Consider the following 13714-nt stretch of genomic DNA (forward strand, 5'->3'; position numbering starts at 1 on the left):
TAAATGCAGGCAGGTGTGAACCTGCCTGATTATTTTTTTTTAGCCCCAGATCAACTGGTAGTGGTAGCGCCCGGCGCTGAGCAGATATTCCGGCGAAACAGAAGGGCTCCAGGAGTCGTCACCGCCCACGCCCATATGGAAGCCATCAATATTGAGCCAGGTTCCCGCTTCTGCTTGTAGCAGATGACGGTGGCTAGTCTCCATTAACTGTTGTTGACCGTAACGGCTGATGTTGAACTGGAAATCACCGCGCCAGTGGTGCGCGCCATAGCTCAGCTCGCGGGTGTGGCAACGCAGGCCGTTTTCGCTTGGGAAAACGTACGGGGTGTATAGGGCTTCCAGCGGCAGATCCCAACGGTCGACGTAGGCAGAGGAGAGCCGGTCCGGGTAGTTTTCATGTGGACCCAATCCCAGCCAGTTAACCCGCGCTTCCACCTGCGCAAGCTGACAGCTCAGCCCAATGCGCGCTGGGTGTGGGGTGTCGCTTGCGACCTCAACGTCCACGCTGATTTGTATCTCGCCCTGGTCATCAATACGGTACGTTTTACGGCTGACAAACAGCGTTTCTCCACGGTATTGCCACGAATGCGCAGTAGTCAGCAGTACCGCACTGGCCAATGTGTCCGCTTCGCATTGCAATAAGGTTGGCTCAATCTGATAGTGACCAGCAGTCTTCCAGCGCTCTACCCAAGCATTAGGATCAATGCGGGTTGACTCACTCACGCCGATATCGTTGTCCAACGGCGCGCGGGTAAAATTGTCGATAAGCGGGGTCAGCAGTTGCGCTTCTTTGCCAATCCAATACTGGGTGAGCAGGCCACGTTGGCGGTCGAACTCCCAGCGTTTATTGTTGGCGCTGATGCTATAGACGTTCTCGCGGGTGGTGAGCTGCGGCGCGTGGCTGGCAGATTTCGGCAACTGGGTACCGAGTTTTTCGCCCACTTTCCATTGCTGCCAGGCGCAAATATGCCCGGCCTGGGACCATGCGGTTGCCTGTGGTTGCACGACGTGCACCGTCAGCCACAGTTCGCCTGGATTCTCCTGTTTTGGGCGCGCTGGCAGCGTGATGACCTGCCGTCCTTGTGGCGGGATATCCAGCGTTGCGATGCCTGAAGTCTGCGGTTTACCGTCCAGCGCCAGCGACCAGTGCAGCTCTTCATTATCACTACGACGGAACAGGTATTCGCTGGTCACCTCAATCTGGCATTCGGCCCCCGGCAACAGCGCAAACTGGAAAAACTGCTGTTCGTGTTTGGCTTCATACAGCGCCGGGTGCGGCGTGCGATCGGCAAACACCAGTCCGTTCATGCAGAACTGACGATCGTTTGGCGTATCGCCAAAATCACCGCCGTAGGCAGACCAAGGGTTGCCGTTCTCATCATGTTTGATTAACGATTGATCCACCCAGTCCCAGACAAAGCCGCCCTGCAGACGCGGATATTGACGGAATGCCTGCCAGTACTTGGCAAAACCGCCGAAGCCGTTCCCCATGGCGTGGGCGTATTCGCATAAGATCAGCGGGCGCTGCTCGCCAGGCATCGACAGCCATTTTTTGATTGACCATTTTGGTACTGCCGGGAAGGGCTGATCCTGGTCGACGCGGGCGTACATCGGACAGATGATATCGGTGGCGGCGGTATCGGCGCCGCCTCCTTCATACTGCACCGGGCGAGAGGGATCTTCCGACTTCAGCCAGTGGTACAGCGCATCATGGTTGGTCCCATGGCCGGACTCATTGCCCAGCGACCAGATAATAATGCTGGGGTGGTTACGATCGCGCTGCACCATTCGCGTTACGCGTTGGCTCATGGCAGGCAGCCATGTTGGATCGTCAGTCAGGCGGTTCATTGGCACCATGCCGTGGGTCTCAATATTGGCTTCATCCACCACATACAAGCCGTAACGGTCGCACAACGTGTACCACAGCGGATGATTCGGATAATGAGAACAGCGCACGGCGTTGAAGTTGTTTTGCTTCATCAACACGATGTCCTGCACCATCGTTTCCTCGTCCATCACTTGGCCGTTTACCGGGTGATGCTCGTGACGGTTGGTGCCGCGAATCAGCAGCGGCTTACCGTTCAACAGCAGCAGACCATTTTCAATGCTGACCTGACGGAAGCCGACATCACTGGCTTCAGCTTCTACCAGCGTGCCGTCAACGGTATGTAACTGCACCACGGCACGATACAGGTTTGGCGTCTCGGCGCTCCACAGCAGCGGTTTTTCGACATTCAAACGCAGGGTAACCCGGTCATGATAAGCGCCGCGCTCATCAATAATTTCACTGCCCAATGGGGCCGAGCTTTCACCGATGAATGTTGCGCCATCCCACAGTTGCAGCGTCACGCGTAAATCGTCGTGCAGCGCACCGGCAATCCGTACTTGGGTTTCCAGCACCGCACGGCTGAAGTCGTCATTAAAACGGGTGTGAATGCGCAGATCGCTAATTTGCGTGACGGGTTTATGCAGCAAAGCAACATCGCGGAAAATCCCGCTCATTCGCCACATGTCTTGGTCTTCCAGATAGCTGCCATCGCTCCAGCGCAGCACCATAACCGCCAGCCGGTTTTCACCGCTCTGCAGATAAGCGCTGAGATCAAATTCCGAAGGCAGGCGGCTGTCTTGACCGTATCCCACCCAGCGTCCGTTGCACCACAGATGGAACGCTGAATTCACCCCGTCAAAGATGATGCGCGTCTGTCCTTCCTGAAGCCAGGCATCGTCAATAGTGAATGTGAGCGAGTAACAACCTGTGGGGTTTTCTGCCGGTACAAACGGCGGATTTACCGCAATGGGGTAAGTGACATTGGTGTAGATAGGGGTATCGTAACCTTTCATCTGCCAATTGGAGGGTACATCGATAGCCTCCGCCTGCGGCAGTTCACCTGTCAGCCAGCTTTCCGGAACGGCTTCCGGAGAGGTAAACAAGGCAAATTGCCATTCGCCGTTGAGGCTACGTTTTTTTGGTGACTCTCGTCTATTAAGCGCGTCCTCGGCATTCCGCCAGCTGCAAAAAGGAGGATGGGCTTCTAGGCGGTTGAGCTGCGTTACGCCGGGATTTTCCCAGTCACGCCGTTTTAGCACGGCGGCGAGTGAATTGGTGTTCAGGGACATATCGGTATCCTTATGGGAATTGTTATCCGCTCACAATTTTTTCAAAATAAGGCGTTAACGTTATTCCTGTAAAGGATCAGATGGACAATGGGTGAGCTAACTCACACAAATTTAGCCGTTCACTCTTTAGGCGAGAGCTGGGAAATTTGCCGCGCTAACTGGATAAGTGAATTCGCTAAGATCTCAGGGGAAGCCGCTTCGGTATTGGGGCGCTGAACGGTTTTACGTTCAATTAATGACACGGGTAAGAGCTGATGATTAACCGCAGGCTCAGTGCTCGAGAGTTGCAGCAGTTTGTCGACGCTGGTTTTACCGAGCAGAGAAAAATCCTGTCTTATCGTCGTCAGCGGCGGAATATAACAGGCGCTATCTTCAGTATCATCATAGCCAATCACCGAAATGTCGCCCGCCACACGCAGCCCAAACTCGCTGATTGCCCGCATCGCGCCCAGCGCCATCTGATCGTTGGCCACCAGCATGGCGGTGGGTATGATGCCGTTATTAAGCATCTGTGAGGTTTGCTGAAAACCGGACATTGCACTCCAGTCGCCTTCAGTCTCGGCAACCGCCCGTAGCTGGTAGTGCGCCAGATATTTATGCCAACCGGCCAGTCTCAGTCGCGCAGATACCGATGAGTGCGGCCCCGCGAGCAGCGCAATGCGCTGATGACCATGCTCGACCAGATGTTGAACTCCCAGACGCGCGCCATCATCGTGGGAAAAAATCACGCTGTTAATGGGGGATTGGTCGGAAACATCAAGAAACAGCACCGGCACGTTGCCACAGCTTTCGGCCACGGCAATAGCGTCGTTTTCATCGAGCGGATAGTTAACGATAAGACCGGTTACCCGTTGCGTCAGCAGGTTGTGTATCGCCGCTTTACAGGCTTCCACACCGTTACGCTCCACCATCGCGATAACCACGCTGGCGCCTGATTTGTCGGCGCGGGATTTAATCGCCGCGACAATCTGCGACGGCGCATGTAGCGCAAGGTTGGTGGTGGCAACGCCGATGAGCGGCGTCTGTTTGCCAGCCAACTGTTGCGCGACACGGTTGGGAATGTAATTCAGCTCAGCCATTGCGGCTTCGACTTTTTCACGGGTTTTGGCAGAAACGTGGCGTGCCTGATTCACGACGCGAGAGACGGTCTGATAAGAGACCCCTGCATGGTCTGCAACATCGTACAGCGTTACCGGTTTCACACTTATTACCCCTGAATTCAATGTGTTTTGTGCGCGAAGGCTATGATGCCACACCTCCTAGCAAAAAAGGAGGTGGTGCACCGTCACTCATTGAACTAGGAAACTACGCCTACGCCAGATCCTCGCCGTTGCTGGCAATCACTTTCTTATACCACCAGAACGATTTCTTGCGCGTACGCGCCAGTGTGCCATTACCCGCATCGTCACGGTCAACGTAAACAAACCCATAGCGTTTGCTCATCTCACCGGTTGACGCTGCCACCAGGTCAATGCAGCCCCAGGTGGTATAGCCAATAACCGGAATGCCGTCTTCAATCGCATCGCCCATTGCGCGGATATGCTCACGCAAATAGCTGATGCGGTAGTCGTCATCAATCTGCCCGTCAGCATTAACTACGTCTTTCGCGCCCAGACCATTTTCTACCAAGAACAGCGGTTTTTGGTAGCGGTCGTACATCATGTTCATGGTGATGCGCAGGCCCAGCGGGTCGATGCCCCAGCCCCATTCGCTGGCTTCAATGTAGGGGTTTTTCAGCGACTTGACGATATTCGCCGCGCTGGTGTTGTTAGCGTTCATTTCTGCTGACGCACAGCGTGAAGCGTAGTAGCTAAATGACACGAAATCGACGGTGTGCTTAAGTGCCGCATCATCGCCCGCTTCTTTGACAATCGTGACGCCTTTTTCGCGGAATACCCGCGCCGAGTACGATGGATAAGCCCCACGCGCCTGGACGTCGATAAAGAACAGGTTTTCGCGGTCTTTCTCCAGCGCCGTCCACACATCTTCCGGTTTGCAGGAATAAGGGTAGAAGTTACCGCCTGCCAGCATGCATCCGACCTGGTTTTGCGGGTTCACCTCGTGGGCGATTTTGGTCGCCAGCGCACTGGCAACCAGTTCGTGGTGGGCGGCCTGATACTTCACCTGATCCTGATTCTCACCGTCTTCAAACACCAGCCCTGCGCCAGAGAAGGGGCTGTGCAGCATGATGTTGATTTCGTTGAAAGTCAGCCAGTACTTCACCAGCCCGTCGAACGCTTCAAAACAGGTACGCGCATAGCGGGTGAAAAACTCGACCATCTTACGGTTACGCCAAGAACCGTATTCGGTGACCAGATGCATCGGCACGTCGAAATGGCACAGCGTCACCAGCGGCTCGATGTTGTACTTTTTGCACTCTTCGAACACCGCGCGGTAGAACGCAATCCCTTCCTCGTTTGGCTGTGACTCGTCGCCGTTCGGGTACAGGCGGCTCCAGGCAATCGAAGTGCGGAAGACCGTAAAGCCCATCTCTGCCATTAGCGCGATGTCTTCTTTGTAGCGATGGTAGAAATCGATAGCCCTGTGGCTTGGGTAGAACTCATCGTCACGCAGCGCAAAGCGCTTTTCCTGGCCGAGTTTGACCGGCAGGCGGTTGATACCGTGTGGGATCATATCCACGGTGGTCAGCCCTTTGCCGCCCTCAAGATAGGCCCCTTCAGCTTGGTTGGCTGCGAGCGCACCGCCCCAGAGAAAGCCTTGCGGAAATGTCGACATGCGTTACCTCGTTTAAAAAATCAGGAAATTTGTGTGGCAGTGATACCGGCAGGCTTAGCAGCCTGATGCTTGCGCGCCGTGGCGGCGGCCTCTTCAACCGGGATATCCTCAAAGCCAAGCAGCAGCGTCAGCACGAATGACAGCACCACCGCCAGCGCCATCACGCCGAATACCCAGACGATGGTCATCGGGTTGGCGGGATCGAAGAACTGCACGCTGGTGAAAAGCCCAGGTGCGGCCATGGAATGGCTGGCAAGACCGACGGCACCGGCAATACCGCCGCAGACAAAGCCGCTAATCAGGCTGGCAATCAGCGGACGCTTAAGACGAATGGCGACGCCGTACAGCGCAGGCTCGGAAATACCGGCCAAAATGGCTGAGGCCGCCGCGGCCAGTGCGGTTTGACGCAGCTCCGGGTTTTTGGTTTTCCACGCCACCGCCAGCGACGAACCGCCCAGCGACAGGTTGGCGCCAATTTCAGACGGCATCACCATCCCTTCTTTTCCGGTTTCGGCAATGGTCTGAATGATAGTTGGCGTAAATACGCGGTGCATCCCGGTCATCACCAGCAGCGGCCACAGCGCGCCCATAATGGCGACAGACAGCCAGCCGAGGTAGCCGTGAATGGTGTAGACCAGCGAAGAAATAGCGCTGCCGATCCAGATGCCGATAGGGCCGATCAGTAAGATCGCCAACGGCGCGGCAATCAGCACGATAAGCATTGGTTTGAGGAAGTTTTTCGTCACCGCCGGCGTGATTTTATCGACCCAACGCTCGATGTACGACAGGCACCAGGTCATTACCAGCGCCGGGATCACCGTGTAGGTGTATTTCACCGCGGTCACCGGAATATAGGCAAACTCAACGTGCTCGCCCTGAGCGGCTTTCGCCATCAACTCGATAAAGCTCGGATGCACCAGCACGCCCGCAATGGCGATAGCCAGTGACATATTGGTTTTGAATTTCACGGCGGCGGAAGCTGCCACCATCAGCGGCAGGAAGAAGAACGCGCCGTCGCCAATGACAGTCAAGATAGTGAGCGTCGGTGCGCCTTTTGGCAGCACGCCTGTCATCTCGAGGATCATCGCCAGCAGTTTAACCATCGATCCGCCGATAATGGCCGGGATCAGCGGTGACATGGTGCCGATCAGTGCGTCGAGGATCCCCGCGCCAATGCGTCTGAAAGTGAGTTTCGGTTTCCCAATCGGCGCGGCAGGCTGCATATCGCCCGGCAGCAGGCTCACCACTTCGCGGAAGGCCTGTGAGACGGTGTTGCCAATAATAACTTGGCACTGGTTGTCGTTACGCACCACGCCCATCACGCCGCTGATGCCTTTGAGGGTTGCGCTATCCACCTGCGTTTCGTCTTTCAGCACAAAGCGCAGACGGGTCATGCAATGGGTGACGGCGGTGATGTTTTCCACGCCGCCAAGTGCGCCGACGACAGATTGCGCCAGAGCCGCATAATTTTTAGACATCGGATTTTATCCTGTTTTATCAGTAGGGTACTTTCGCCCATCGCCGGGGATCTCGCGGGCATGAAACGCTGTATAGGAAACCGGTTCCACATAATAATCTTGTGTTTATTTTATGATCTCAAGATAAAATTTTTATTTTTAGGCAATTCGTGAAACCGATCACACGAAATAATCATGGCGAAATATTGGCCGTTTGCGCAGTTGCTGAAAATCGCCAAATGGTGAAGTACACTGCTGGCAAATGATTTCTCAAGGATTTAAATAATGACCACGATGCTGGAAGTGGCGCGACGAGCGGGCGTGTCGAAAGCCACGGTCTCCCGGGTGCTGTCGGGCAACGGTTATACCAGCCAAGAAACCAAAGACCGGGTGTTTTTGGCGATTGAGGAGAGCGGCTATCGGCCGAATCTGCTGGCGCGCAACTTGGCGACCAAAAAGACGCAGACGCTGGGACTGGTGGTCACTAACACGCTTTATCACGGCGTTTACTTCAGCGAGTTGCTGTTTCATGCCGCGAGCATGACGGAAGCGCAGGGGAGGCGGCTGATTCTTGCCGATGGCAAACACAGCGCCCAAGAGGAGCGGGAGGCGATTCAGTACCTGCTCGATCTGCGCTGTGACGGCATCATTATTTATCCGCGTTTTTTAAGCGTCGACGAAATTGACGAGATTATCGGGCAGCAGCAGCAACCGGTGCTGGTGATTAACCGTCGACTTCGCCGAAACAGCAGTCACTGCGTTTATTGCGATCAAAAAGCGGCGAGCCAACAGGCGGTGGAAAAGCTCATTGCCCGCGGTCATCGCGATATCGCTTTTATCACCGGTTCACTGGACTCACCTACCGGCATTGAACGTCTTTCCGGCTATAAGGATGCCCTCGCAAAACACGGCATTTTGCTGCGTGACGAACTGATTGTCGAAGGGCGATGGACGCCCGCCACCGGTGCCGCTGGCGTGGACAGGCTTCGCGAGCGCGGGGTGAACTTTAGCGCGCTGGTGTGCAGCAATGACGATATGGCGGTAGGGGCGATAAAACGCCTGCATGCCCACGGCGTCGGCGTTCCGCAGCAGGTTTCGGTCATTGGTTTTGATGATATTGCTCTGGCCCCGTATATGATCCCGTCGCTATCCAGCGTGCGTATCCCGGTGACCGAGATGATTAAAGAGACCATTAACCGGCTGATTTTTATGCTCGATGGCGGTGACTTTACCTATCAACAAACCTTCCCCGGCGAGCTGATTGAGCGCGATTCTATTCATGCCGGCCCGCACGCCTGATCTCGTCAGCTGTCATCGTCACTAATGACGATGACAGCCTCTCCCCGCCGTCATCTTTCCAAATAATCCTTGTAAATCAGCCTCATAAAAGTTGGCTCGATTAATGCATTCTCCCGCTCAATTCATTGTCATTGCTGGAGAAGTTGATGAACCGTTTCATCATTGCTGATGCGAGTAAATGTATTGGCTGCCGGACATGCGAAGTCGCATGCGTGGTTTCCCACCAGGAAGATCAGGACTGCGCCGCCCTGACGCCGCAATCTTTCCTGCCGCGTATTCACGTTATCAAAGGGATGGATGTTTCCACCGCCACCGCCTGTCGCCAGTGCGAAGATGCGCCGTGCGCCAACGTCTGCCCGAACGGGGCAATTATCCGCGATAAAGGGTTTATTCACGTCATGCAGGAACGCTGCATCGGCTGTAAAACCTGCGTCGTGGCGTGCCCGTACGGCGCGATGGAAGTGGTGGTGCGTCCGGTTGTGCGTAACAGCGGCACTGGGCTGAAAATTCGCGCGGAAAAAGCAGAAGCCAACAAATGCGACCTCTGTTTCCACCGCGAAGCGGGCCCGGCCTGCATGGAAGCCTGTCCGACCCATGCGCTGTTCTGCGTCGATCGCGACAAGCTTGAGCAACTGAGTGCCGAAAAGCGCCGCCGTACCGCGCTTGATGTCGCGACGTCTCTGTCTTTTTAAAATCCCTTAATTTCTCTTTTAACAGGTCTGTTACTGATGAAAAAAATCACGAGTGTATGCCCTTACTGTGGCGCGGGTTGTAAGCTGAAGCTGGTTGTGGATGGCGGTAAAATTGTCCGCGCCGAAGCGGCTAATGGCAAAACCAACCAAAATGAACTGTGTCTGAAAGGCTACTACGGCTGGGACTTCTTAAACGATACCAAGCTGCTGACGCCGCGATTGACGCAGCCCATGATCCGCTATGAAAAGGGCGGCAAATTCACTCCCGTGAGCTGGGAAGAAGCCATTCGCTATACCGCGAAACGGCTAGGCGATATCAAAGCCAAATTCGGGCCGCGCGCCATTATGACCACCGGGTCATCGCGCGGTACCGGCAATGAAACCAACTATGTGATGCAAAAATTCGCCCGCGGCGTGCTGCATACCAACAACGTCGACTGCTGCGCCCGCGTGTGCCACGGTCCGTCGGTGGCGGGTTTGCAGGATGTGTTGGGCAACGGCGCGATGAGTAACAGCATTGGCGATATCGAAAACTCGCGCTGCCTGCTGGTCTTTGGCTACAACTGTGCGGATTCGCATCCCATCGTGGCGCGTCGCGTCATTAAGGCCAAAGATAAAGGGGCCAAGATTATCGTCTGCGATCCGCGTCGTATTGAAACCGCGCGTATCGCCGACCAGCATCTGCAGATGCGTAACGGTAGCAATATGGCGCTAGTGAATGCTTTCGCCCATGTGCTGCTAGAAGAGAATCTCTACGATAAAGAGTACGTATCGCGCTTTACCACCGGGCTTGATGAAATGCGCGAAGTAGTTAAAGACTATGCGCCGGAAGCGGTGGAAGAGTTGACCGGTATTCCTGCGCAGCAGGTTCGTCAGGCGATGCGTACCTACGCCGCAGCTCCGTCCGCCACCATTATGTGGGGCATGGGTGTGACGCAGTTTGGCCAGGCGGTTGACGTGGTGAAAGGGTTAGCAAGTCTGGCGCTGCTGACCGGGAACCTCGGTCGTGAAAACGTCGGCGTGGGCCCGGTTCGTGGGCAGAACAACGTCCAGGGCGCGTGCGACATGGGCGTGCTGCCAAATCAGTTCCCCGGCTATCAGGACGTTGTCGATCCCGCCGTGCGCGAGAAATTTGCCCGCGCGTGGGGCATTGATGCCAGCCTAATGGACGACAAAGTCGGCGTACGTATTACTGAAGTGCCACATCTGGCGCTGGAAGGTAAGGTCAAAGCCTACTACATCATGGGCGAAGATCCGCTGCAAACTGAAGCCGATTTAGGGCTGGTGCGTAAAGGCTTTGAGGCGCTCGATTTCGTGGTGGTGCAGGACATCTTTATGACCAAAACGGCAGAACAAGCCGACGTGCTGCTGCCTGCCACCTCCTGGGGCGAACACGGCGGTGTATTTACCTGCGCCGACCGCGGCTTCCAGCGTTTTGAAAAAGCGATTGAACCCACCTACAACGTCAAACGTGACTGGGAAATCATCAGTCTGCTAGCCCGCGAGATGGGTTACCCAATGCATTACGATGACAACCAGCAGATCTGGGACGAAATGCGCGAGCTGTGCCCGCTGTTCTACGGCGTTACCTACGAAAAAATGGGTGAAATGGACCACGTACAGTGGCCGTGTCCGACGCTGGATCATCCGGGTACGCAGTATCTGTATGAAGGCAACCAGTTCGCGACGCCTGACGGCAAAGGCCATCTGTTTGCTGCACCTTGGCGTGCTCCGGCGGAAGTGCCGGATGCCGATTTCCCGCTGGTGCTCTGCACCGTGCGTGAAGTGGGGCACTATTCGTGCCGTTCGATGACCGGTAACTGCGCGGCGCTGCAATCGCTGGCCGATGAGCCAGGCTTTGTGCAGATAAACCCAACGGATGCGCAGCTGTTGAACGTTCGTGACCAGCAGCTTGTATGGGTTTCCTCTCGTCGCGGTAAAGTCATTAGCCGCGCTAACGTCAGCGAGCGTATCAACCACGGCAGCGTTTATATGACCTACCAATGGTGGATTGGCGCCTGCAATGAACTGACTCAGGACAACCTCGACCCTATCTCCAAAACGCCGGAAACCAAATATTGCGCGGTGAAGATAGAGGCCATTGAGGATCAGAACTGGGCCGAAAACTATGCTCAAGAAAGCTATCAGTCGATGAAAACGCGTCTGAAAGTGGCGGTGAGCGGGTAACAGAGAATGCGTGCAAACGGTGTGCAGATCCGTATCTGCGGCAAAGTTCAGGGGGTGGGCTTCCGCCCCTTTGTCTGGCAACAAGCGAAACTAGGCCTGCGTTTGGGTGATGTCTGTAACGACAGCGCCGGGGTGCTGGTCCGCCTGTATGGCGATGATGCGGATTTTATCGCCGCGCTGTACCAGCATTGCCCGCCGCTTGCGCGCATTGATAGTACCCACGTCGAGCCGTTTAACTGGCCGGCGATACCCAGTGATTTTGTGATTCGTGAGAGCGGTGCCGGGGCGATGAGTACGCAAATTGTCCCGGACGCAGCAACCTGCCCGGCCTGCCTCGCGGAGATGAACGACCCGGATGAGCGGCGCTACCGCTATCCGTTTATCAACTGCACCCACTGCGGGCCGCGCTTCACCATCATCAACGCCATGCCGTACGACCGGCCGCTGACGGTGATGGCGGCGTTTCCGCTGTGTCCGGCCTGCGAGGCGGAATACCGCCATCCAGCCGACCGTCGTTTCCACGCTCAGCCAGTGGCCTGTGCCGAATGCGGGCCGTGGCTAACCTGGAAAAACGGCGAGCATCGCGCTGAAAAAGAGGCGGCCCTTCAGGCGGCCATCGCCATGTTGGATGCCGGTGGCATTGTGGCGGTGAAAGGCGTGGGCGGTTTTCATTTGGCCTGCGACGCCGGTCATGCACCGGCGGTCGCACGGCTTCGTGTGCGCAAGAATCGCCCGGCTAAGCCGCTGGCGGTTATGTTGCCGAACGCCAGTGGGCTGCCGCTGGAGGCTGCATCTCTGCTGACCACGCCGGCCGCGCCTATTGTGCTGGTGGATAAATCCCGGGTTCACGGCCTGTGTGACGATATTGCGCCGATGCTTGCGGAAGTGGGCGTGATGTTACCCGCCAACCCGCTCCAGCATCTGCTGATGCAGGCGCTGGCGCGTCCGCTGGTGATGACCTCCGGCAATCTGAGCGGCAAGCCCCCGGCGCTGACCAACGCACAGGCGCTGGACGATTTGGCCGAGATTGCCGATGGCTTCCTGCTGCATAACCGCGACATCGTCCAGCGTATGGACGATTCAGTGGTGCGCCAGAGCGGTGAAATGCTGCGCCGCTCCCGTGGCTATGTGCCGGATGCGCTGCCGCTGCCGCCGGGTTTCCACGACGTTCCGCCGCTGCTGTGCCTTGGCGCGGACATGAAAAATACCTTCAGCCTAGTGCGCGGAGATCAAGTGGTGCTCAGCCAGCACTTTGGCGATTTGACCGATGACGGCGTCGAGCACCAGTGGCAGCAGGCGCTGCGTCTTATGCAGGCCATCTACGACTTTACTCCGCAGGCGGTAGTCGCTGATTTTCATGACGGTTATCGCGCCTCCCGCTGGGCGACGGACAGCGGCCTGCCGGTGCAGCGCGTACTGCATCACCATGCGCATATTGCGGCCTGTCTCGCTGAGCATGACTGGCCGCTGGACGGCGGCGAGGTGATTGCGATGGCGCTTGATGGTATTGGCATGGGCGAGAATGGCGCGCTGTGGGGCGGTGAATGTCTGCGCGTCAGCTATCGCCACTGCGAACATCTTGGCGGGCTGCCTGCGGTGGCGCTGCCGGGTGGCGATCTGGCGGCGCGTCAGCCGTGGCGTAATCTGCTGGCGCACTGTCTGGCCTTTGTCCCCGAATGGACGACGTATGCACAAACGCAGACGTTGCGCCAACAAAACTGGTCGCTGCTGGAAAAAGCGATATCCCGTGGGTTGAACAGTCCGCAGGCTTCCTCCTGTGGCCGACTGTTTGACGCGGTGGCCTGCGCACTTGATTGCGCGCCAACCGCGCTAAGCTACGAAGGGGAAGCCGCGTGTCGCCTTGAGGCGCTGGCGTCAACCTGCCACGGCGTCACGCATCCGGTGGTGATGCCGGTGCAGGACAATCATCTTGACCTCGCGGCCTTCTGGCTAAGCTGGCTGCGCTGGCAGGCAACGCCCGCCGAGAAAGCTTGGGCCTTTCACGATGCGCTGGCGCACGGCGTGGCGACGTTAATGCGTCACTATGCGGAGCAGGACAGCATTTCCACCTTAGCGTTTGGCGGCGGCGTGCTACACAACGCACTGCTTCGGGCTCGCCTGACACACTATCTCGACGATTTCACCTTGCTCTTTCCTAAGCGTTTACCCGCCGGGGATGGGGCAATTTCATATGGGCAGGCCGTGATTGCGGCGGCCCGGCTTTAA

8 protein-coding genes are annotated in these 13714 nt (G+C 56.6%); 4 read left to right on the top strand and 4 right to left on the bottom strand.

Annotated elements, in window-relative coordinates:
- Positions 1-39: 39 nt before the first annotated feature.
- From AB4K05_RS03135 to ascF, 4 genes are all read right to left on the bottom strand, one after another.
- Entirely contained in the window at positions 40-3117 is a 3078-nt protein-coding gene (locus tag AB4K05_RS03135) for a beta-galactosidase (protein ID WP_368478552.1), read from the bottom strand.
- Between the two features lie 119 nt (positions 3118-3236).
- Positions 3237-4319 (bottom strand): LacI family DNA-binding transcriptional regulator, encoded by a 1083-nt coding sequence (locus AB4K05_RS03140; protein ID WP_368478553.1) that lies wholly within the window; start codon positions 4317-4319, stop codon positions 3237-3239.
- A gap of 109 nt (positions 4320-4428) precedes the next feature.
- Complete coding sequence (locus AB4K05_RS03145) at positions 4429-5853, bottom strand: 6-phospho-beta-glucosidase (RefSeq protein ID WP_368478554.1); 1425 nt, start codon at positions 5851-5853, stop codon at positions 4429-4431.
- 20 nt (positions 5854-5873) lie between these two features.
- Positions 5874-7331, bottom strand: coding sequence for a PTS cellobiose/arbutin/salicin transporter subunit IIBC (gene ascF / locus AB4K05_RS03150; protein WP_368478555.1), 1458 nt, complete (start codon positions 7329-7331; stop codon positions 5874-5876).
- A gap of 264 nt (positions 7332-7595) precedes the next feature.
- On the opposite strand from ascF, the gene AB4K05_RS03155 reads away from it, so the two are divergent.
- The 4 genes from AB4K05_RS03155 to hypF all read left to right on the top strand — a co-directional run bounded on the left by AB4K05_RS03155 (position 7596) and on the right by hypF (position 13714).
- Complete coding sequence (locus AB4K05_RS03155) at positions 7596-8609, top strand: LacI family DNA-binding transcriptional regulator (RefSeq protein ID WP_368478556.1); 1014 nt, start codon at positions 7596-7598, stop codon at positions 8607-8609.
- A gap of 146 nt (positions 8610-8755) precedes the next feature.
- The gene (gene hydN, locus AB4K05_RS03160) at positions 8756-9301 is read left to right on the top strand and encodes an electron transport protein HydN (protein ID WP_368478557.1); all 546 of its coding nucleotides are present in this window, start codon (positions 8756-8758) and stop codon (positions 9299-9301) included.
- Between the two features lie 36 nt (positions 9302-9337).
- Positions 9338-11488: a formate dehydrogenase subunit alpha gene (gene fdhF, locus AB4K05_RS03165; protein WP_368478558.1), complete on the top strand. Its 2151-nt coding sequence runs from the start codon at positions 9338-9340 to the stop codon at positions 11486-11488.
- 6 nt (positions 11489-11494) lie between these two features.
- Positions 11495-13714 (top strand): carbamoyltransferase HypF, encoded by a 2220-nt coding sequence (gene hypF / locus AB4K05_RS03170; RefSeq protein ID WP_368478559.1) that lies wholly within the window; start codon positions 11495-11497, stop codon positions 13712-13714.

This window comes from Kluyvera sp. STS39-E, from assembly GCF_040932435.1.
GTDB lineage: Bacteria > Pseudomonadota > Gammaproteobacteria > Enterobacterales > Enterobacteriaceae > Kluyvera.